The following is a 21,195-nucleotide window of genomic DNA, read 5'->3' as shown; positions in this document are numbered from 1 at the left end:
AACATTAAATTGGGCTTTAATTTGCGATTGGTCGGATCTCTATTATGCAATTTTCGATATTAAAATTGTCGTGTAAAAAGCTTTTTATTGTTGGCAAATTAATTAAGTGCTGAGTGCTAATAACAAGCTCACAATAATTTTCTTTATCATCTAGTTGCCAAAGCTTAATGCTAACTACCGATTCGATATTAAATTCATTGCTAATAGCATGTGATATTGCGTGTGTATCAATGTTGTTAGGCGCTGCTTGCATTAAAATTTTGCAGCTTTGCTTTAATAGTAAAATGCCATGATAAATTACATAGATAGAAATAAGCACAGTGGCAATTAAATCAACAATATACCATTGGTATAAAATAATTAAGGTGCCTGCAATAATAACAACAATAGATGCCATTGCATCTGATACATTATGAATAAAGGCCGCTTTTATATTTATACTGTGATTTGCTCCCGCTCGGTAGGTTAAATATGCTGTTGCTAAATCAATTACCAACGCTATTGCTGCCACCCACACAACTATCCAGCCATTAATTGGTTGAGGGTTTAAATAGCTCGAAATGGCTTCAAAAATTAAATACACGCCAATTAATATTAATGTACTGCTATTAAAAAGTGTGGCAAGTATTTCAGCGCGTTTATAGCCAAAATGATGAGTGGCGTCAGCAGGTTTATTACCAACTTTACGTGCAACCAAGGCTATAAATATAGCGGCAGCATCACTTAAATTATGAAGGGCATCGGCTACTAGTGACAAACTGCCCGAAAATATCCCGCCAATAACTTGGGCTACGGTTAGCAATACATTAATAACCACAGCGACGGTGAGCTGTTTATTGCTTTGGTTTTCGTCTACATGACTATGTGAGTGATCGTGCGCCATAATGCCCTCAAACGCATTGATTAAATACTGCTTATATCACGAGGGGTTTAAAACAGCTACAGAAGTTGTAGCGTAATTATAAGTTAGTAATAAAGGCGTATTTTTTAAAAAATGTGAATTTAAGGTTGTAACGCTAAATACCCAGTTTTTAAGGAGTTTACCGCTCAAAACTTGCGTCTTTATATATTTAGTGCATTAATGTAAGTAATATTAAATGATTATAAGTTGCTGGATATTAAGCATGGACAAAGGTTTAAACTTTGGTGAATTAACAGGTAAAGGACAGTCTGTTCGAAGTAAGTTAATTATAACCTTTATAATTATAGCCTTAGGGCCACTTTGTATACTTACGTGGTTTAGTCTTGAACATGTAAATAGCACGCTTAAACAAAATGCAGACACTGAACTTAACGAGCTTAATAATATAGGTAAGCAATTTGCTGATATTTGGTTTACAGACCATGTTAAAGATTTATATTTGCTTAGATCACAATTTGATATCAGCCCCAATAAAAAGCAAAAATTAATTAATCAATTTATTGAGCAGTATGACTTTGTTAATCATGTAGAGCTTATTGATGTAAACCTCGTTAATTCACTACCTTCATCACCTTTTTTAAATGTTATTAAAGAGCCGCGCTTTAATAACATACGTTCTGGGATTATAAATACAGGTAAAATCCAATTCCAGTCAATGACTGCCTCAGGGCGTGAATATCATATTATTGGCTTACCGATATTAAATGATGAAAATAAGCTACAAGCAATATTGCTTGCAGATATAAATTTAAATGGCTTATTAAATAATCTAAGTAAAATACACGCTGCTAATAAAGACATAACATTTTATGTTATGCACAATAATAAAATTCAAAAAAGTAATATTTCAGACGATACCCAACCATCATTTTTCTCTCAAAATGGCTCACCAATACAACGTGTTTTTTCTTATATTGATAAAAATGAAGTCACTTTATATGGGTATATTAATTCATTAGAGTTTTTAAATGAGTCTGGCTGGCAGCTACTTGTATCAAAACCAAAAGAAGTTGCACTACAAGGTGCTAATTATTATAAGCAGCTCGCTGTATTAACTAATTCAGGTGCCTTACTGCTGATATTAACGTTGTCGTGGTGGTTTGGTCGCCGGCTGTCTCAGCCTTTAATTAACTTAGCTAAAATTGTCGAAAATATTACAAAAGGCGATTTAGTTAAAGTTCCAATAATAAACGATAGCATTGAATTTAATCAGCTTTCATTAGGCTTACGTAAGTTAGTAGCTGTAAAAGAAGAGCAACAAAGTATATTACAAAAACAACGTTCGGCACTTCAAATTGCATTAAAACAATTAGCAGAACAAAAAAGTGCATTAGATGAACATGCCATTGTTGCGGTAACTGACTTACATGGCACTATTACTTTTGTAAATAAGAAATTTTGTGAGATCAGTGGTTTCGACGAACATGAATTAATAGGCGAAAACCATCGCCTTTTAAATTCAGGTAAACACGAAAAAGAATTCTTTAAAAATATGTACAAAACGCTTAAACGCGGTGATGTATGGAACGGGCAAATCTGTAATAAAGCTAAAAATGGTGGTTTTTATTGGGTAGATACCACCATTGCACCATTTCTAGATGAAAACGGTATACCACAAAACTATATTGCTATTCGTACCGACATTACAGCGCTTAAGTTACAAGAGCTAGAGCTTGAACAGCACAAAACACAGCTACAACTAGTGATTGACTCAACAGCAGTGGGTATTTGGGATTGGTACATTGATACTAAAAATGTGACATTTAATAACCGCTGGGCCGAGATTATAGGTTACAAGCTCAGTGATATTGAACCTTGTACTATAGATACTTGGTATACCTACGCTCACCCTGATGATTTAGCTATGTCGGAGAAAAAACTTCAAGCGTATTTTTCCGGCGAGACTGACTATTATGTTAGTGAAGCCCGCATGAAACATAAAAATGGGCATTGGATTTGGGTTCTCGATACTGCAAAAATAGTTGAGTGGAATACCGATGGTTCTCCAAAACGCATGATCGGTACGCATTTAGATATATCAGATCGAAAATCTACAGAGCTTGAGCTACAAGGAAGCCGAGACAGATTTGCATCTTTGGTATCAAATATCCCTGGCATAATTTATCGATGTAAGTTTGATGACAAATTAAGCATGCTTTACATGAGCGAGCAAGCGAGTGAAATAACCGGTTATTCACCTGATGAGTTGATACACAATGAAGACCTTTGCTTCTTTGATTTAATATGTGAAGACGATTCTCAAAAAATAAAAGATGAAATTGTTCGCTGTGTTAATGCTAAGCAGTCATGGTCTGTTGAGTATAGAATTAAAGCCCGCGATGGCTCTTTGCATTGGGTAAACGAAAAAGGCCAAGCGATTTACGCAGATGATGGCAATATATTGTATTTAGATGGATTTATTTTAGATATTACAGAACGTTACAATACACAATTAAAAATAAGCCGTCAGCAAAGCCTGCTTGAATCAATGAGTAAGCAAGGACAGATTGGCGCATGGGAAATTGACTTAGAAGCGCATACGCTTTATTGGTCTGATGAAGTTAAAGTTATCCACGAAGTACCAGAGGGATTTGAGCCGAGGATAGATACTGCTATTGATTTTTATAAACCAGGAATACACCGAGACACTATAAGTACCTTATTTGAATGCGCTGTGACTTTAGGTGAAAGCTGGAGTGTAGAGCTTATTATTTTGACCTATTCGGGGCAAGAGCGTTGGGTTAAATCAATGGGCCAAGCAGAGCTTAAAGATGGTAAATGCGTACGTGTTTTTGGCTCATTTCAAAGTATTGATGCACATAAGCGCCTTGAACTCGAAAGCGAAAAAGCAAACCGCTATAACAAAAATTTAGCCGCGCTTACAGTCGCACCTGAAGTGCAAAATAGTGATGTAGAGCAAGTTAAAAAGCTAGCCGTTAAATCTATGTGCGAAGTGCTAAATGTTGCACGTGCGTCGGTATGGATTTTTAACGATCAACGAGATGTAATGACATGTCATAGTTTATACATAGATGGACAAGGGTTTGTAGATACAGATGCTGTTTTAACTGCTAAAGACTATCCTGCATATTATAACGCCATTTATAAGCAAAACTTAGTAGCCATGGATGATGTTTATACCCATCCAGCAACTGTTGATTTTATAGAAGCGTATACAAAGCCATTAAATATTAAATCGATGCTTGATGCAGTAATAGCAACTGGTGATGGTAATTTAGGTATTTTGTGCGCTGAAACGGTAGGCGAACATCACAATTGGACGCAAAGTGAAGAAACGTATCTTCGATCATTGGCTACTTTAGTGGGAAGTACTTTAATTTCTCAGCAACGAAAAGTAATCAGTGAGGAGTTAAAAGTAGCCCTTGTAAAAGCAGAAGATGCAGCCATTGCGAAGAGCCAATTTTTAGCAACCATGAGCCATGAAATAAGAACGCCAATGAATGGTGTACTCGGTATGCTAGAACTTGTTCAATTAGAGTCACTCCCTAAACCAATAGAAACAAAAGTAGGTATAGCCAAAACAAGTGCGCACTCTTTATTGGGTGTAATTAACGATATTTTAGATTTCTCTAAAGCCGAAGCGGGTAAAATTGAACTTGAAGAGATTAACTTTAATGGACGTGATTTAATTGGCGAAGTTGCTGCCGCACAAGCATTGACTGCTCAAGAAAAAGGTATAGAAATAATTTTAGATTTGGTAGCGCTAGAGCCTTCGCAGTTATGCGGAGATCCTGGGCGCATTCGACAAGTACTTACTAATTTGCTGAGTAACGCCGTTAAGTTTACGAGTAAGGGCGAGGTTGTGGTAAGCGGCAAAATTAATAAAGTGGCTCAAGGTTTAGAATTTGTTGCAAGTATAAAAGATTCAGGCATAGGAATAAGTGAAGAAAAGCAACAGCAGTTATTTACCCCTTTTTCTCAGGTAGATGCATCAACAACGCGTGAATACGGGGGCAGTGGCTTAGGGCTGGCTATTTGTAAGCAGCTTTGTGAGTTAATGGGAGGAGCAATTTCTCTTACAAGTGAAGCAGGTAAAGGGAGTACCTTTACCGCCACTATAATGCTAACTCCGGGAGATCAAAAAGAGCGTTATATTCCTAATATTAATATGGAAGAGCTAACAGTTTTAGTTGTTGACGATAACGAGACAAATCGAATTGTAATTTCACAACAGCTTGAACATTGGGGCGCTAAGGTTGCACTCGCATGTGATGCACATGAAGCACTTGATATGTGCGCGCAGCAATATAAAGATAAAAGTTGCATGTATGATATTGCAGTGCTTGATATGCAAATGCCAGGAATGGATGGCATAGAGCTGTGTAAAGCACTAAAAGCACATGAACATTATAAATCAATGCCACTTGTAATGATGACCAGTATTGCAGGTATGGAAGGCGCGCAGCGTTATTCTGATGCTGGCTTTCAGGCATATTTTCCTAAACCAGTAACCACTGCCGATTTAATTTCTGCACTGTCGGTTATAACGAGTAATGATGCAGGCGAGACGCTCCCACTTGTTACGTCAGGCTATATTTCGTCACTTAAAAAAGAAAAGGCGCAGGAGTTTTCCCAAATACTACTGGTGGAAGATAATCCTATTAATCAACAGGTGGCTAAATTAATGCTCAAAAAGCTTAATTGTGACGTTACTATTGCCGGGAATGGCCAATTAGCGATTGATATATTAGAAGCGCATGATTCAGGATACTTTAAGCTCGTACTTATGGATTGCCAAATGCCTGTTATGGATGGTTTTGCAGCAACCGCAGCTATTCGTAAAGGCGTGGCGGGCATACAGCATAAAAACATTAAAATAATCGCTATCACCGCAAATGCAATGAACTCAGATAAAGAGCGTTGTATAACAGCTGGAATGGATGACTACTTGAGTAAACCTATTCAATTAGATATTTTAAAAGATAAATTAGAGCAGTATATTTAAGGTAAAAATACAATGAGCCAACCCGTTATAATACGTGATGCAAAACCAAGTGACGCAAAAACAATTTTGCACTTTATTACCGAACTTGCCATATATGAAAAAGAACCTGATGCAGTAAAAACAGACGAGCAGGCAATATTAGATACTCTGTTTAGTGAAGGTGCAACTGCGCACAGCATAATTTGTTTAGAAGGTGATGAGCCAATTGGTTTTGCGGTATATTTTTATAATTACTCTACCTGGTTAGGTAAAAATGGCCTATACCTTGAAGATTTATACGTAAGCCCAGATAGCCGTGGCAATGGTGCAGGTAAAGCCATTATGAAGCACTTAGCTAATAAGGCGATTAGTAATAACTGTGGGCGTTTTGAATGGGTAGTGCTTGATTGGAATAAACCCGCTATCGATTTTTACAATAGCATTGGTGCAAAGCCTCAAAACGAATGGATTATATATCGCTTAACAGGGCAGGAATTATTAGACTTTGCTAAATAGTTAATGAAAATCATTTGCATTTAGTTTTGTGGGTGTGTAAGTTAAATACACACTCATAAATAAACGTGCAGATGATTATATGATCTCAAGTCAAAAACAACCCCACTCAGATTTACTTTATCTTGATCAAGCATTAAGCCCTTGGCAGTCGAATATAATGCAAGGTAATTATGCATTTGAACAAGGTGCACTTCTCGAAGCCCGCGATAAATACTTATTAGCTAAAACACTTGCAGATCATCTTCTTCAGCAGTTTTTATATGCTCAGATTAATAACACTGTCATTCATGCTATTGAGCACTGTATACCCGCACTTGTTGTTGCGTCGCATAATTTAGCGGATACCTATATAGCTATGCAACAGCCTGAAAATGCATGCAAATGGCTATGCGAAGTACACTTAACACTCTGTTCACTAATTAAGCATACTCATTACGATATACAAAAAGTGAGTAAGCATCATTACATTAAAACTTCCTCTGAACTTGTATCATTTGCAAGACGCTATCATTTTTTACCTGAGCTAATAGAGCAAGTGAATTTTTGCTTATGCTCTAAAGACTCAACAAACAGTCTGCTACATTAAAATAAAGGAGTAATTTATGGCGTTTACATTGCCAGCACTTGATTATGAATATGATGCGCTTGAGCCTCATTTAGACAGCAAAACGATGCATATTCACCACACATTGCATCATCAAACGTATATCAATAAAGCCAATGCTGCTTTAGCAGATACTGTATATGCAACCGCAAATGCTGAAAAATTACTTAAGGGAATAAACAGCCTGCCTAGTAATTTGCAAAAAGCAGTACAAGAGCATGTAGGGGGGCATTTTAATCACAGCTTATTTTGGCAAGTAATGAGCCCACAAGGAGGAGGTGAACCTGAAGGTATTGTGGCTCAGGTTATAAATGAGCAACTAGGCAGTTTTGATAAATTTAAAGACCAATTTACAGCCGCGGCAATTAGCCAATTTGGTAGTGGTTGGGCGTGGTTATGTGTAACGCCGGATGAAAAGTTGATTGTAGAAAATAGTGCTAATCAAGATTGCCCTTTAATGCAGGGAAATATCCCTATTTTGGGACTTGATGTATGGGAGCATGCCTACTATTTGAAGTATCAAAATAAGCGTCCTGACTATATTGCTGCATTTTATAATGTAATTAATTGGCAAGAAGTACAAAGGCGTTATTTATTGGCTATTGGTTGAGTGCCGAATATGGCTAGTAATGTGAATTTTTTTGTATAAGCTAGGCTCTATTAGGTTAATTTATAGAGCCGTTTATGGACACTTCACATTGGCAAAAAGCACGTCAGAGTCGCGATCCTCGTTTTGACGGGCTTTTTTACGTAGCGGTAAAAAGTACGGGTATATATTGCAGACCAATATGCCCTGCTCCAACGGCTCACGAAAAAAACGTTGCTTATTATCAGTTTGCCCATAACGCGGCGCAAGATGGTTTTAGACCCTGTATACGATGCAGACCCGATAGTGCCCCAGGCAGCGCAGCATGGCAGGGTACAAAAACGACTGCACTTAGAGCAAAACAGTTAATAGATCAAAATGACGAGCACGACTGCGAAAAATTAGCAGCTCGTTTAGGTGTAAGTAGTCGTTATTTAAGACAGTTGTTTAAGCAGTATTTTGGCGTGTCGATTACGCAATATCGATTATTTAACCAATGTCACTTTGCTAAAAAGCTGATTCAAGAAACACATTTACCCCTTACCGAAATAGCGTTTTCCGCAGGCTTTAAAAGCATTAGGCGCTTTAATGATGCATTTTTACAGCAGTTAAATATAGCTCCCTCGAAGCTGCGCAGTGGCGATAAAAAACCAACGTCAACACTCACTTTAACCCTGCCATTTAGGCCGCCTTATAATTGGCCTGCTTTGCAGGGTTTTTTACAAAGGCGCTTGATAAAACCAATGGAGTGGATAACACAAACGAGCTACGGACGCACTTTTGCAAGTGAGGAATATAAAGGAAGCTTTACCGCTGAATTTATAGCGAGTAAAAACCACTTTAGTGTATCTATCAATATAGACAATACGGTGTACTTACAACCTGTTATAAATAATATACGCCGTGTTCTTGATTTAGATGCCGATATTAATTTAATTGAAACGCATTTAAGCGCCAATATAAACAATGCGTTTACAGTGTGTGAAGGGCTCAGACTTCCAGGGATTTGGTCAAGTTTTGAAGCCGGTATAAGGGCGGTACTCGGACAACAAGTGAGTGTTACTGCGGCGCATAATTTAGTAACAAAGTTAGTTGATGAATTAGGCGAAAAAGAGGGCGATGCCGTTTATTTTCCAACGGCTAAAATTGTTGCTAATAGTGATTTTGCATTTTTTAAAATGCCACAAGCACGCAAAAATGCGCTACACAACTTAGCCCAGTTTTGTGCACTAAATCCTGAAAATGACGATTTAGACGAATGGCTTAATTTAAAGGGAATTGGTCCTTGGACGGTAAATTATGCAAAGTTGCGAGGGCAAAGCCAGCCCGATATATTACTTGATGGCGACTTAGGTGTTAAAAAAGCTCAAGCGGCGGCAAACCCTTTTGAGCCTGCTAATTGCGCTCCTTTTCGCTCTTACTTAACTTTTCAACTTTGGCAGCAATTATAATGATCATTCAAACATCAATTTCGAGCCCTATAGACGACATAATTATTCAAGCGACCGATAAAGGTGTGAGTTACGTTGGGTTTTATCCACCAGTTGAACACCCTCATACGCCATTTGAGCAAGTCGCTAACAAGGCGGTGCTTATTTGCGCTGCGCAGTTAAATGAGTACTTTGCAAAAAAACGCACAACTTTTGATGTACCACTTGATACAAACGGTACAGCATTTCAACAAAGCGTATGGCAAGCACTATTAACGGTACCTTTTGGACGGTCGCAAACATACGGCTATATTGCAAACCAACTCAATAATCCAAAAGCAGTGAGGGCAGTAGGTGCTGCGAATGGTAAAAATCCGATTAGTATTATAGTGCCTTGCCACCGAATTATTGGCGCAAATGCAAAGTTAACGGGCTATGCTGGTGGGCTTGGTAGGAAACTTTGGTTGCTGAAACACGAAGGATTAATGTAAATTAATTTAACGAATATTTTGTATGTTTAGTTCTACATACTACACTGTAGATTTAGTTTATAAATAAAAATCACTATGAAAATTAGAACGTTACTTTATATTTTTGTTTTGAAGTGTATTGTTTTTTGCGATGGCGTTACGGCCAAAGAATTACTTTTTTGTTATGAAGATAAAAACGCAGCACCACTATTTTTAGGTGTTGATAAGGCTATACCTATTGATCAACCTGATGCCTCAGTTGAGGTTTTAAGTTTATTAGATAAAGCGATTGATGGTGTTGAGATTAAGTTTGTTAGAAAACCATGGCGTAGATGCTTAAGCGATTTAGAATTTAATCGAGTTAATGCTGTTATTGCCAGTTACCGCAAAGGACGAGAAAACGTTGCTGTTTACCCTGTTGATCAGCAAGGTAAGTTACAAGATGACTATGCAGTAAGTGAATTTAGTAGCTGCCTTATAGGGCGTTATAAATTTCATAAAGAATGGGAGACTCGCGAAGTATTTCAAAATAAAGCATTTACGATAGCCATTCCTAATGGCTATGGACTAAATAGCGCGTTGAAAGAAGAACCATTTTTTATTCATAATACGTTTTCTAAAAGCAAAGCTTTTGAGTTGCTAGATAAGGGCGTGGTGCAGGCGAGCGTTGATCTATGCCAAGTTGATGGCTTAAAAGTGTCGAGTTATCCGTATGAGGGTAATAATGTTAAACCTATTTATCCCCCTTACGAAACCAGCCATGGTTACCTTGTTTTTTCAAAAAAATTCTACGAAGAAAATAACACTCTAAGTTGGGAAATGTGGCAATGGCTATCAAAATTTGAAAGTGCACCTGTGTATATTAAATATTTACAAACACTTAAATAACCTCGTTAAATTCGCGTTTGTAAATTGGTATTAATTTAATATTAAGGTAGCATAAGCGCACTTTTTATAAAATGGCACCACAATGGCTCAATTATACTTTTACTACTCTGCAATGAATGCAGGTAAATCAACCACGTTATTACAATCTGCATTTAATTATAAAGAACGTGGCATGGAACCTGTGATCCTTACTGCTGCCATTGATGATAGACAAGGCGTGGGTAAAGTATCGTCTCGTATTGGCTTGCAAGCAGATGCGCATGTATTTGATGCTAGCAAAGATGTTTTTGATCTTATTCAATCACTCAACAATGATAAAAAACGCCATTGTGTATTAGTTGACGAGTGCCAATTTTTATCAAAAGAACAAGTAATGCAATTAACCGATGTGGTTGATGAGTTAGGTATACCGGTACTGTGTTATGGCTTGCGTAACGACTTTAGAGGCGAGCTATTTATAGGGTCGCAATATTTGCTTGCGTGGGCTGATAAGTTAGTTGAGCTTAAAACTGTATGCCACTGTGGACGTAAAGCAAACCATGTACTGCGTACCGATGAAAATGGTGAAGCAATAGCAGATGGTAACCAAGTAGAAATTGGCGGCAATGACCGATATGTTTCGGTATGCCGCAAACATTATAAAGCCGCGTTAAATATGGGCCGACAAAGCATTTAAAAATGTATCAATATCTTCGCGCGTAATATCTAAATGCGTTACTAGCCTAAGCTGTTTGCTTGGGCTAAATAGTATACCTTGTTGTTTAAGTGCCTCAGCAATCTCTTCAATATTTATACTGCTAGTGTATGTTGCATAAACCATATTAGTGGTGTTACTCATATCTACAGTAAAGCCACTGATTTCACTTAATTGTTGAGCCAAATAACGTGCATTTGCATGATCGTCTTTTAAGCGCTCTACATTGTGCTCAAGTGCAAACTGCCCGGCAGCTGCAAGCATTCCGGCTTGGCGCATACCGCCACCAAGTACTTTTCTCCATCGTCTTGCTTTATTAATAAGTGCTGGTGAGCCTAATAATAAAGAGCCTACGGGCGCCCCCAAACCTTTAGATAAACAAATAGAAACTGAATCAAAGTGTTTTGTAATTTCAGTTATATCAATATTTAGCTCAACAGCGGCATTAAAAGCACGTGCGCCGTCTAAGTGCAGCGCTAAATTATGTGTGTCAACAAAGTCACGAGCTTGGGCTAAGTACTCAAGCGGGAGTACTTTTCCGCCTATGGTATTTTCTAAGCTAAGTAATCGCGTTTTTGCAAAATGGCAATCGTCTGGTTTTATAGCCGTCGCTATTTTACTAAAAGGGATACTGCCATCAGCATCGTTTTCAATAGGCTGTGGTTGCACAGACCCTAAAACAGCTGCTCCGCCACCCTCAAACTTATAATTGTGAGCATTTTGGCCACAAATGTATTCGTCACCTCGCTCACAATGCGCCATTATTGCAAGTAAATTGGCTTGTGTACCTGAGCTACAATAAAGAGCGGCTTTAAAGTTAAAACGCTTACACGCATAAGCTTCTAGCTGGTTAACGCTTTCATCATCGCCATATACATCGTCACCAACCGGTGCGTTGTACATAATATCGCGCATTTCTTTTGTTGGTTTTGTAACTGTATCAGAGCGAAAATCTATCATGATTGCCTTATCCTTTTTATTGTTTTTAATAAAATTGGTACTAAGCCAGCTCGCTACAAATTTGTTCACGAGTTTCTTTATCAAAGTAGCTCCATGCAATAAAGCGGCTAATTTTTTGACCTTGTGCCATATCAACTATTTTATATTGTGCTATTGGGTGGGCTTTTAATACTTCTTCAAGGGCTGCAATATTATCTTTTTTAGAGACTAACGACGTAAACCACAGTACTTGCTCTGCAAAGTCTTCGCTCTCTTTAATCATGTTAGAGATAAACTGTACTTCACCGCCTTCACACCATAATTCATTATTATGACCACCAAAGTTAAGTGTGCTACTGGGTGTTTTTCCTAGGTTTTTCCACTTGCGTTCACTGCCTTTACTCGCCTCTTCTTCGTTTGCATGAAACGGAGGGTTACAGAGCGTTAAATGGTATAGATCTTTTTGATTTATAACGCCTTTAAAAATATGTGATGCGTTTTTTTGTTGTTTTAGGATTATTTTTAAACCATTAAACTGAGCAATTTGCTTTGCTATTTTTACCGAAGCTGGATCAATATCAGTCCCTGTAAAATGCCACTTATATTCACTTGTACCAGTAAGCGGGTAAACTAAATTAGCGCCAGTACCAATATCAAGCACTTTAATTTGCTTACCTAAAGGTATTTGTTGTTGGTTATCATCACTTAATAAATCGGCTAAGTAATGAATGTAGTCAACACGCCCAGGTATAGGTGGGCATAAATTATGCTCAGGAATATCCCAAAAATCAATATTGTAGTGAGCTTTTAAAAGCCCTTGATTAAGTGTTTTAACGGCTTTGTTATCACTAAAATCAATGCTTTTAGTGCCTGCAGGTGTGGTTATAACAAAAGGCAGTAGAGCAGGGTGCTCTGTTGTTAATAAATCGAAGTCGTACCCATTTTTATGTAGGTTACGAGGGTGTAGTTTTGAACGTGTATTATTTTCTTTCATGGCTTCATTTTAACAACAGATATGATGTGGTGATTGTAACAAATGCTGATGAGTAAAGTGCAGACATTTCCTTTGGTATATTTAATATTACTGGTAGGATGAGTTGAAAATAATAAAAAGGAATAACTGTGGCAATTTCTCAGCAATCAATAATTATTAATTTAGACGCTCACCAAACACTTCATTTACGCCGTATTAGCGATGAAGGTCAGCAAGGGCCTATCGTATTTTTTATGCATGGAGCTGTAGAAAACGGTAAAATTTTTTACACGCACTCCAATAAAGGGCTCGCACCATTTTTAGCTGAGCATGGATATTGTTGTTATGTTGCTGATTTACGTGGTCGAGGTGATAGTAAACCAATTATTTCGAGCGAGTCAGAATATGGACAAACTGAGTCTATCCTAGAAGACATCCCTGCCTTTATTAAGCAAATAGAGTTGATTGAAGGCAAGAAGCCTGACTACTGGGTCGCTCACTCTTGGGGCGGGGTATTGATGAACAGCGCGTTTGCACGTTTTCCAGAATATATTAATGATGTAAAAGCGTGTGTGTATTTTGGCTCTAAGCGTTCTTTATTTAATAACCATCCTCAAAAATTATTACAAGCCAATTTAATTTGGTATTTTATGGCACCTTTACTTGCTAAAAAACACGGCTATTTAAATGCTAAAGGTTATAAGTGGGGAAGCGATAACGAAACTCAAAAGTCGCATTATCAAAGTATGCAATGGGCTAAAAAGAAGCCATGGATAGATTCTGATGATAATTTTGATTATGCAAAAGCGCTAAACAATCTGCATTTACCGCCAACGCTTCATATTGCTGCGGTAAAAGATAAAGCATTAGCGCAACCAATCGATATTCAAAAGTTTATGGACGAATCAGGGCCTGGCATTCAACAAATGCGAATTTACGGTCGTAAACACGGGCATAATTTTGATTACGATCATATTAATATGCTTACCCACCCAAGTGCGCGTGATGATCAATTTAAAGATTTACTTAATTGGTTTAAAGCACGTCCGATTAATTCTCATCAAGTAACTTTAAAAGAGGTGTTTTGTAACGCTCCCACTTAGCGATTGCGGCGTTATTAATAGGTTGGCGAATAGCATGTTTACTCAACGTGGTTACCGGTGTTTTTTGTTTATAAAACGCTAAGCAGCGCTCTTCAAAATGACAGTTTAAAAAACCAAGTAACTGCGTTAGCTGCTCTTTTGGGGTACTCACTAAATCTTCGTAACTGACATCATAAATTGGCATACCTTTAAAGGAGTGCCAATGGCTCATCAGTTTTTCATACACACTATGGTAAAGCTTAAACTCAGGTAGTGAGCAAAAATAAGGCTCGTTTTCAGCAAAGTAATTAGTGAAAATAGAAAACGCTGTAGCATTAAAATTACGACTTAAGTTTATAAATTTGGCATTTGGAAATAGGATATATATTAGTCCGAGCGACTGATAATTACTCGGCAGTTTATTTATTATAAAAGGTCTGATGGGCAATGCTGTTTTTAATGTTGTGATATAAAGCTCGCGGGCTTTTTTGATTAAGTCAGGCGTTAAATGCGCTAAACATTGCGGGTAAGCAACTCCCGTTTTTTGTTCGATAAAAGCAACCGCGTTATTACTAATACTCGTACTTTCTCCTAGGCTCGAAAACTGACTATGGCTTGCCAACATTTGCTCCAGGAGGGTAGAGCCACTACGAGGCATACCAATAATAAAGACAGGCGTAATATTACCTGTAAATTTTTTATCGGCAGAGGCAATAAATTCCTCGGTGTTGTATTTTATTATTTCATCGTAAAAAGGGATTAAATCTTTAGTGCTAAATTCACTTAATTTTTTTTGTAATTTATTCGCCAATATAAAATAATTAAATGCTTGCTCGGTATCTTCAAGTGCATCGTAACTGTTTGCTAATGCGTAGTAACACACCATTTTTAAACGTAAATTGCTCGTTTGAGTTAGTAAGTGGTGCAAATTACTTACATAATTATGCTCTTTATCAAACCGGCCTAACTGCACAAGTTCAAATAAAATATAAGCTGTTACAGGGTATACTCCAATACTGAGTGCATGAGCAAAGGTTGTATGGGCTTTATCTAACTCGCCATGTGTTAAATAGTGCTGTGCTAAATAATAATGAGGTTCTGGGTTATGACTTGCTAATTTTTTTGCGTATTCGAGCACCGTTAACGCATCGTTTGGTGAATTAACACCGTTAAATGCATCAGCAAGGGCATGTAATGGTTCAAGCATATGAGGCATGCGCTCACACGCTTTTTGGAGTAAGTACACGGCAGCGTCATAACGCTCTAATCGTAGGGCAATTCTGCCTAAGCCAAATAAAGCTTCACCATTTTCGGGATTACTATTTAATAGCGTTTTAAAATGAAACTCAGCTTCTTTGAGTTTATTTTGTTGCAGTAGTTGGTTGGCTTTATTAAGTAGCATAGTTATACCAATTTTATTAAAAAAATAATCATTCTATCGCATTAAATAGCGTACTCACTGCGTTAAAAATTATTCATATAGAGCAACTATATATCATAGTTTTCGCCTTGTTATTACGCTATTTTCTGAGCGCTATAATAGAACACTTATTCAATGCAATTGGTATTGTTCATTATTATTTTTATTAACTATAAAATTAAAAAGGCGAAATGTCTTTAACATTTCGCCTTTGGTTCTTCATGAAAATAGTTTAGAAAGTATATGTTGCTTTAGCGTAGTAAAAGCCACCGTTAATACCAAACGGAGATGTCTCGTAGAACTGACCACCCCAGTTATTGTTAGGCGTATCAATTCTATCAGCAAAATCTAGCTTTTCAGCGTCTTGGTCAAATATGTTTTGAGCGCCTACAGAGAAGCTAACAGATTCATTTAAGAAGTAAGTTACTTCAGCATCAATAGTGACTGCAGCATCAGCTGTTTTAGCTGTTGCATCATAATCAACGTGAACACCTTGGTATTCGCCGTAGTAGTTTGCACGAGCGAATGCAGAAACTGATTCCCATTGTTGAGACAATGTGAACGTTGCACGATGATTAGGTAAATCTTCTTCTAAGCGTTTAACTTTAAACGCACCTGTAATCTCACTAAATTGAGTTACTTCAGTATCATTCCAGTTATAAGCAAGGCTAAATGTAGAGCTACCGCCCATTAGTTCAGCAGTATAGTTTGCGACTAAATCGATACCTTGTGTTGTTGTATCAAAGTCATTTGTAAAAAAGCTTACTTGAGCAAGACCTTGTACATTAGGAACTCCAGCCGCTGCAAGTGTATCTTTATCTGCTTGGCTTAAGTTGATTTTATCTGATTGGCTAATACGGTCATCTACTTGGATGTTGTAGTAATCAAGCGTTAAAAATAACTCGCCGATTGTGTATACAGCACCAAGTGTATAACTTTGCGATTCTTCCGGCTCAAGCTCTGTACCACCTAATTGCACTGCAATTGGGTTTGTTGGTGGAAGAAGCGCTGAGTCTTGTAATACGCCGCTGTCTAAGCTTGTTTGTACGTTACTTACGTTAGCTTGACCAACTGTAGGTGCACGGAAACCGCTACTTACAGAACCACGAATGTTTAAATCTTCGGTTAAATGGTATTGAGCCATTACTTTGTAGTTAGTTGTAGTACCAAAGCTGTCGTAGTCTTCAAATCGAAGTGCTACGCCCATTAAGAAATCTTCAGTAAATGGTGCTTCAACATCAACATATGCTGCATAGTTACGACGAGAAAACTCACCTGCTTGTGATGGTTTAAAACCAGGGAAGCCGTTAGAGCCAATACCAAAACCTTGTTCTGTTAAAGGGCCTGCTGTGTAAGATTCTTCATCACCAGAAATGATAGTGAATGTTTCTTCATGCCATTCAAAACCACCGGCAATATTTACATCATAAGCTAAACCAAAGTCGACACCCTTTGATAAATCAAAGTTAAAGTTTTTCTCTAGTTGCTCATATTTACCTGGGCTGAAATCACGTGGTGTATCTGCACCTAAAGAGGCATTAACCGTATCGTAAATAAAGTAACGTGATTCATTTAAACCCACAGTACCGCTTAAGTCATAGTAAGTATCTTTTAAGAAGCCACCAGTGAATCGCCCTTTAGTACCGATAGTTAAAGAAGTATCAGTAATGTTGCCGCCAAAGTTAGGTGTAAAACCACCTGGAAGCGACTCGTTAAATGCAAAACAATCTGGGTTGTTCGCTACACCATTTATGTAAGCTGGATCATCTAGTACGTTGCCATCTGTTATTGCAATAGTAGGACAGTTAGCGCTCATATCAGGTGTTAAATCTGCAACAAGCAGTGTTTCGCCACCATCATTTGAGTAAACGCCAGAACGTGTTTGCGGGTTACGGTAATAAAAGCCGCCGCGTACATCACGTTCAGAGTAATTACCAAACATGTAAAATTCAGAATCGTTTGTTAGCTCTAAACCCACGTTACCAAAAATTGTAATATCGTCATCTACTTCTGGTGCGCCCCATACTTGTGCAAGAGAAGATACATCAGGAACACCGGCAGCTGAAAGTGCTGCGGCATCGGCACGTTGAACTGAGCGGCTTGTTGCATCAGCTGTTTTATATTGAAAGCTTAAATTAGCAAAGCCATTGTCGGTAAACGGTAAACCCACGTTACCCGACACTTGTGTTGTATCGCCGTCACCTTCATAAAATTGACCATGGCGGATTTCTAATTTACCACCTTCAGAAGCGTCTTTTAGTTGGAAGTTCATTACACCGGCGATTGCGTCAGAACCATACTGTGCAGCCGCGCCATCACGAAGTACTTCTACTTGTTTAATAGCAATGCTTGGAATAACTGAAATATCTGCGCCTTGCGCGCCATCGTTAATACCACCGCCTAAAAATGCAATTACAGAAGCACGATGACGACGTTTGCCGTTTAAAAGAACCAATGTGCTGTCTGATGGTAAACCACGTAAGTTAGCTGGGCGAACAAGAGAGGCCGCATCGCTAATAGGATTTTGATGTACGTTAAAAGATGGCACTGCACCTTTTAAGAGCTCAAGCATGTCGGTATTGCCAGATCTTTCTAATTCTTCGCCACCAATAATATCGATTGGAACTGGTGAGTCACCGATTGAACGTGGAGCTGAGCGCGTACCTACTACGGCAATTTTCTCTACGTTTTTATTTACTTTAGTTTGCTGTTGCTCGTCTGCTGCAATAGCAGAACCCGAAAAAAACAACCCTGCAGTGGTTGTAGCTAAAGCAAATTTGATTGCTTGGTTTAGCGCATTATTTTTTAATTTCATTCTAATTTTCCCCAGTTAGAATAATTCTTATTTTTGATGCTAATTTCACATCATTTATTTTTAACTTAATTTTTTGTTTCACATAAGTTTGAGGGTTTAGCTCAAAAGCCTAATCAATTAAGCTTACTTTTTGTGAAGTCCTATTTACAGACTATAGGTAAAAAACGGGAAGGGCAATTGCTAATTAACCATTTGATAACAAAAAGATTCAATTTAAGAAAAAATGCAACAATGGTGCAAAGTAAAGCTAAAATGAACTAAATAAGTGCAAATAGGGTTGTTGAGAGGAAAATTAATGCGTTATCAGTATTTAAATGTTATTTATTTGTTTCTTTTTGGTGGGGTTTTCAATGTTTTGTGCGCATCGCCAAGTTGCTAATTTTTCTTTATATTCATCCCACACGCAGGGGCAGCAACTGCCACCACCACAACATTCATCAGATTTTGGTTTTTCAGGTTTTTGCGGTAGTTGGTTTGTCATATTCAGTGTTGTTGTATGTATTTAATACTAATTTGGTGCAAAGGATAAGTTAAAGGATGTTGTAAGTAAATTATTCTTTGTGAACCCGTGCTGCTGTGTGAAAATAAAAGTTATGCGATTATATAAAGTTATTCACCGTGCACCTTGGCGGGTAGTTAAAATTAGTAAGAAACGCCAACAGCTGCGTTTTCGCCGTGCTATGGTGGCGCTTAAAATTGCACTTGCGCAAGAAAAACAAGAAACCAAAGAAATGCTCTCTATTTATAGGCGCTACACTCAAGGTCAAACAAGTAAAGAGGAGTTAAAACGCGCTAATGAACAGTTTGTTGATATTTTAAAAGGGTTAGGGCTCGGTGTGTTTGCAGTATTACCTTTTGCCCCGCTTACAATTCCTTTAGTTGTTAAATTAGGGAGTTTAGTGGGAGTTGATGTACTGCCAAGTTCGTTTAATATGAACAAATCGATTAAAGAACTTGATGCTAAAATAGATCAAGAAAATCAAAAGCAAGAATCCAAAAATAGCTTAAAAAAGTAGTTAAAATCCCTTCAAATTAGCGATACCTTTTAGGTGCGCTTATTGATATGCTCTTAAGTACCATTTTTATATTATATGAGCTTTTTAATGAGTGCATTACTACGTCATACATCTTCTGGTATTCCTTTATCTTTTATTCTTAAAAACGAATTATCTGACTGGCAAGCACAGCAGCCTGCATTTATACAAAATTGGTTAACTAATACAGGTTTCGAAAAGCAAGGTGTTGCTTTAATCCCTGATGCTAAAACGGGCGAGTTAAGCCAGGTATTTTGTTTAATGCAAAGTAGCGATGATTTTTGGGCTGCGGGTAATTTAGCAAATACACTTCCTACTGGTACTTATCAAATTCAAGGCGAGAGCGCTTTTGTAGAGCAAGTTGCTTTAGGATTTGTGCTTGGTGGTTACGAATTTAGTGAATATAAAGAAAAGCCAACAGCAAAAGCGCAATTAGCCATTAGCGATAAAGCGTTGTTTGAGCGTATTAGCCAACAAGCAGATGCCATTACACTTGCACGTGATTTAGTTAATACTCCAGCGGTAGATATGATGCCGCAACATTTATCGCAAGTAATGGAAGATTTAGCTGCAACTTACAACGGCGAATTTTCACAGTGGATTGGCGATGAGTTACTAGAGCAAAACTACCCGACTATTCACATGGTGGGTCGTGCAAGCGAAAATAAACCGCGTTTACTCGATTTAAAATGGGGTGCAACAGATGCTCCATTAATTACACTAGTAGGTAAGGGCGTATGTTTTGACTCAGGCGGACTTGATTTAAAACCAAGCTCTGGCATGCGTAACATGAAAAAAGACATGGGCGGCGCCGCGCATGTAATTGCACTAGCACAGCTTATTATGGCAGCTAACTTACCAATTAGATTACGAGTGCTTGTACCTGCTGTTGAAAATGCAGTATCGCGCAATGCATTTCGCCCTGGCGATGTTGTTAAAACACGCAAAGGCATTATGGTCGAAATTGATAATACAGACGCAGAAGGGCGCTTAGTATTGTGTGATGCATTAAGCGAAGCACAAAACGATAATCCTGAGCTAATTATTGATTTTGCTACCCTTACGGGTGCATGTCGTGTTGCGTTAGGCACGGAGCTTCCGGGCTTTTTCTCAACAGAGCGCGATGTAGCAAACGGTATTATTGATGCAGGTTTAAGTGTCCATGATCCCGTTTGGCAACTTCCGTTGTTTGAGCAATATAAAAGCTTACTAAAAAGTGATGTAGCCGATATGGCAAACTGCGCAAGTACACCGTTTGGTGGTGCTATTACTGCAGCGCTTTACTTAAAAGAATTTGTTGAGCCAACAACACCGTGGGTACACTTTGATGTAATGGCGTGGAACTTACGTGCATTACCAGGTCGTCCAACGGGTGGTGAAGCATTAGGTATTCGTGCTGTATTTAACTACTTACAAAATCGTTTTAATAAATAAGTTTTTGATTCAATAGTAAGAACTTGAGCTTATGAGTTTTAAACCTCATAAAGCTCAAGTGGCAAGTTATCTGGATCGGCAAAAAAGGTAAACTTTTTGCCGGTTATTTCATCCACTCTAATATCCTCAACGTTTACTTCGCACGACTCTAAATACGTTTTTGCAATCTGTACATCCGCTACCTTAAAAGCTAAATGTCTTAAGCCTTGTGCTTCGGGATAGCTTGGTCTTGCGGGCGCTCCATCAAACGAAAATAGCTCTATTTGGCTACCATCGGGCATGGCTAAATCTAACTTATATGAATTACGATCAGCTCTAAAGTGCTCATTAATAACGTTAAGTTTAAGTACATTGCTATAAAAGTGTTTAGAGCGTGCATAGTCACTACAAATAATAGCAGCGTGGTGAATACCTAAAAGTTTCAAATTTAATTCCTTAAAAAG

General features: G+C 38.0%; 18 protein-coding genes. 11 read left to right on the top strand and 7 right to left on the bottom strand.

From position 1 onward, the window contains the following. Positions 1 to 16: 16 nt before the first annotated feature. Positions 17 to 883: a cation diffusion facilitator family transporter gene (locus I6E70_RS07245; RefSeq protein ID WP_197153039.1), complete on the bottom strand. Its 867-nt coding sequence runs from the start codon at positions 881 to 883 to the stop codon at positions 17 to 19. Between the two features lie 241 nt (positions 884 to 1,124). Between I6E70_RS07245 and I6E70_RS07240 the strand changes: the two genes are divergently transcribed. The 8 genes from I6E70_RS07240 (at position 1,125) to I6E70_RS07205 (ending at position 11,037) form a co-directional block, all read left to right on the top strand. Further along, the gene (locus I6E70_RS07240; RefSeq protein ID WP_197188382.1) at positions 1,125 to 5,888 is read left to right on the top strand and encodes a PAS domain-containing protein; all 4,764 of its coding nucleotides are present in this window, start codon (positions 1,125 to 1,127) and stop codon (positions 5,886 to 5,888) included. 12 nt (positions 5,889 to 5,900) lie between these two features. Further along, on the top strand, positions 5,901 to 6,383 hold the full coding sequence (locus tag I6E70_RS07235) for a GNAT family N-acetyltransferase (RefSeq protein WP_024593105.1): 483 nt from the start codon (positions 5,901 to 5,903) through the stop codon (positions 6,381 to 6,383). Between the two features lie 79 nt (positions 6,384 to 6,462). Beyond that, positions 6,463 to 6,969, top strand: coding sequence for a hypothetical protein (locus I6E70_RS07230; protein ID WP_169060806.1), 507 nt, complete (start codon positions 6,463 to 6,465; stop codon positions 6,967 to 6,969). 16 nt (positions 6,970 to 6,985) lie between these two features. Beyond that, positions 6,986 to 7,597, top strand: coding sequence for a superoxide dismutase (locus I6E70_RS07225; protein ID WP_197112747.1), 612 nt, complete (start codon positions 6,986 to 6,988; stop codon positions 7,595 to 7,597). Between the two features lie 74 nt (positions 7,598 to 7,671). Continuing rightward, positions 7,672 to 9,024, top strand: coding sequence for a DNA-3-methyladenine glycosylase 2 family protein (locus I6E70_RS07220; protein WP_197188381.1), 1,353 nt, complete (start codon positions 7,672 to 7,674; stop codon positions 9,022 to 9,024). Further along, positions 9,024 to 9,494, top strand: a complete 471-nt coding sequence (locus I6E70_RS07215) for a methylated-DNA--[protein]-cysteine S-methyltransferase (protein WP_197188380.1) — start codon at positions 9,024 to 9,026, stop codon at positions 9,492 to 9,494. Before I6E70_RS07220 ends, I6E70_RS07215 begins: the two co-directional genes overlap by 1 nt. 75 nt (positions 9,495 to 9,569) lie before the next feature. After that, positions 9,570 to 10,361: an amino acid ABC transporter substrate-binding protein gene (locus I6E70_RS07210; RefSeq protein ID WP_197188379.1), complete on the top strand. Its 792-nt coding sequence runs from the start codon at positions 9,570 to 9,572 to the stop codon at positions 10,359 to 10,361. Between the two features lie 82 nt (positions 10,362 to 10,443). After that, complete coding sequence (locus tag I6E70_RS07205) at positions 10,444 to 11,037, top strand: thymidine kinase (protein ID WP_007582344.1); 594 nt, start codon at positions 10,444 to 10,446, stop codon at positions 11,035 to 11,037. Here I6E70_RS07205 and ltaE read toward each other — a convergent pair. Then, complete coding sequence (gene ltaE / locus I6E70_RS07200; protein ID WP_197188378.1) at positions 11,011 to 12,015, bottom strand: low-specificity L-threonine aldolase; 1,005 nt, start codon at positions 12,013 to 12,015, stop codon at positions 11,011 to 11,013. The two genes, I6E70_RS07205 and ltaE, sit on opposite strands and share 27 nt — an antisense overlap. Before the next feature lie 40 nt (positions 12,016 to 12,055). After that, a complete protein-coding gene (rlmF, locus tag I6E70_RS07195) occupies positions 12,056 to 12,988 on the bottom strand; it encodes a 23S rRNA (adenine(1618)-N(6))-methyltransferase RlmF (RefSeq protein ID WP_197188377.1) in 933 nt (310 codons plus the stop codon). A 128-nt stretch (positions 12,989 to 13,116) separates the two neighbouring features. On the opposite strand from rlmF, the gene I6E70_RS07190 reads away from it, so the two are divergent. Beyond that, the gene (locus I6E70_RS07190) at positions 13,117 to 14,070 is read left to right on the top strand and encodes an alpha/beta fold hydrolase (RefSeq protein ID WP_197188376.1); all 954 of its coding nucleotides are present in this window, start codon (positions 13,117 to 13,119) and stop codon (positions 14,068 to 14,070) included. On the opposite strand, the gene I6E70_RS07185 is transcribed toward I6E70_RS07190, so the two are convergent. The 3 genes from I6E70_RS07185 to I6E70_RS07175 form a co-directional block, all read right to left on the bottom strand. Next, on the bottom strand, positions 14,018 to 15,451 hold the full coding sequence (locus tag I6E70_RS07185; protein WP_197188375.1) for a tetratricopeptide repeat-containing sulfotransferase family protein: 1,434 nt from the start codon (positions 15,449 to 15,451) through the stop codon (positions 14,018 to 14,020). The genes I6E70_RS07190 and I6E70_RS07185 overlap by 53 nt on opposite strands. Before the next feature lie 250 nt (positions 15,452 to 15,701). Then, positions 15,702 to 18,284 carry a TonB-dependent receptor plug domain-containing protein gene (locus tag I6E70_RS07180; RefSeq protein ID WP_169045158.1) on the bottom strand — a complete coding sequence of 861 codons (2,583 nt, stop codon included), beginning with the start codon at positions 18,282 to 18,284 and terminating at the stop codon, positions 15,702 to 15,704. Positions 18,285 to 18,594: 310 nt separating this feature from the next. Further along, a complete protein-coding gene (locus I6E70_RS07175; protein WP_010553991.1) occupies positions 18,595 to 18,765 on the bottom strand; it encodes an oxidoreductase-like domain-containing protein in 171 nt (56 codons plus the stop codon). A 112-nt stretch (positions 18,766 to 18,877) separates the two neighbouring features. On the opposite strand from I6E70_RS07175, the gene I6E70_RS07170 reads away from it, so the two are divergent. Both I6E70_RS07170 and I6E70_RS07165 read left to right on the top strand, forming a co-directional pair. Then, positions 18,878 to 19,300, top strand: coding sequence for a hypothetical protein (locus I6E70_RS07170; protein WP_007582356.1), 423 nt, complete (start codon positions 18,878 to 18,880; stop codon positions 19,298 to 19,300). An 87-nt stretch (positions 19,301 to 19,387) separates the two neighbouring features. Next, positions 19,388 to 20,752: a leucyl aminopeptidase family protein gene (locus I6E70_RS07165; protein WP_010553989.1), complete on the top strand. Its 1,365-nt coding sequence runs from the start codon at positions 19,388 to 19,390 to the stop codon at positions 20,750 to 20,752. Between the two features lie 38 nt (positions 20,753 to 20,790). Here I6E70_RS07165 and gloA2 read toward each other — a convergent pair whose 3' ends face one another. After that, positions 20,791 to 21,177 carry an SMU1112c/YaeR family gloxylase I-like metalloprotein gene (gloA2, locus tag I6E70_RS07160; protein WP_007582358.1) on the bottom strand — a complete coding sequence of 129 codons (387 nt, stop codon included), beginning with the start codon at positions 21,175 to 21,177 and terminating at the stop codon, positions 20,791 to 20,793. Positions 21,178 to 21,195 lie beyond the last annotated feature (18 nt).

It is taken from the genome of Pseudoalteromonas sp. NGC95 (genome assembly GCF_015864705.1).
GTDB lineage: Bacteria > Pseudomonadota > Gammaproteobacteria > Enterobacterales > Alteromonadaceae > Pseudoalteromonas > Pseudoalteromonas arctica.
Note: the sequence above shows the minus strand (reverse complement) of the source record. Positions and strands in the feature narration are given on the sequence as shown.

Excerpts from the sequence above, each read along its gene's own strand:
- I6E70_RS07245 (WP_197153039.1), bottom strand. The coding sequence starts at position 883 with ATGGCGCACGATCACTCACATAGTCATGTAGACGAAAACCAAAGCAAT.
- I6E70_RS07240 (WP_197188382.1), top strand. The coding sequence starts at position 1,125 with ATGGACAAAGGTTTAAACTTTGGTGAATTAACAGGTAAAGGACAGTCT.
- I6E70_RS07235 (WP_024593105.1), top strand. The coding sequence starts at position 5,901 with ATGAGCCAACCCGTTATAATACGTGATGCAAAACCAAGTGACGCAAAA.
- I6E70_RS07230 (WP_169060806.1), top strand. The coding sequence starts at position 6,463 with ATGATCTCAAGTCAAAAACAACCCCACTCAGATTTACTTTATCTTGAT.
- I6E70_RS07225 (WP_197112747.1), top strand. The coding sequence starts at position 6,986 with ATGGCGTTTACATTGCCAGCACTTGATTATGAATATGATGCGCTTGAG.
- I6E70_RS07220 (WP_197188381.1), top strand. The coding sequence starts at position 7,672 with ATGGACACTTCACATTGGCAAAAAGCACGTCAGAGTCGCGATCCTCGT.
- I6E70_RS07215 (WP_197188380.1), top strand. The coding sequence starts at position 9,024 with ATGATCATTCAAACATCAATTTCGAGCCCTATAGACGACATAATTATT.
- I6E70_RS07210 (WP_197188379.1), top strand. The coding sequence starts at position 9,570 with ATGAAAATTAGAACGTTACTTTATATTTTTGTTTTGAAGTGTATTGTT.
- I6E70_RS07205 (WP_007582344.1), top strand. The coding sequence starts at position 10,444 with ATGGCTCAATTATACTTTTACTACTCTGCAATGAATGCAGGTAAATCA.
- ltaE (WP_197188378.1), bottom strand. The coding sequence starts at position 12,015 with ATGATAGATTTTCGCTCTGATACAGTTACAAAACCAACAAAAGAAATG.
- rlmF (WP_197188377.1), bottom strand. The coding sequence starts at position 12,988 with ATGAAAGAAAATAATACACGTTCAAAACTACACCCTCGTAACCTACAT.
- I6E70_RS07185 (WP_197188375.1), bottom strand. The coding sequence starts at position 15,451 with ATGCTACTTAATAAAGCCAACCAACTACTGCAACAAAATAAACTCAAA.
- I6E70_RS07180 (WP_169045158.1), bottom strand. The coding sequence starts at position 18,284 with ATGAAATTAAAAAATAATGCGCTAAACCAAGCAATCAAATTTGCTTTA.
- I6E70_RS07175 (WP_010553991.1), bottom strand. The coding sequence starts at position 18,765 with ATGACAAACCAACTACCGCAAAAACCTGAAAAACCAAAATCTGATGAA.
- I6E70_RS07170 (WP_007582356.1), top strand. The coding sequence starts at position 18,878 with ATGCGATTATATAAAGTTATTCACCGTGCACCTTGGCGGGTAGTTAAA.
- I6E70_RS07165 (WP_010553989.1), top strand. The coding sequence starts at position 19,388 with ATGAGTGCATTACTACGTCATACATCTTCTGGTATTCCTTTATCTTTT.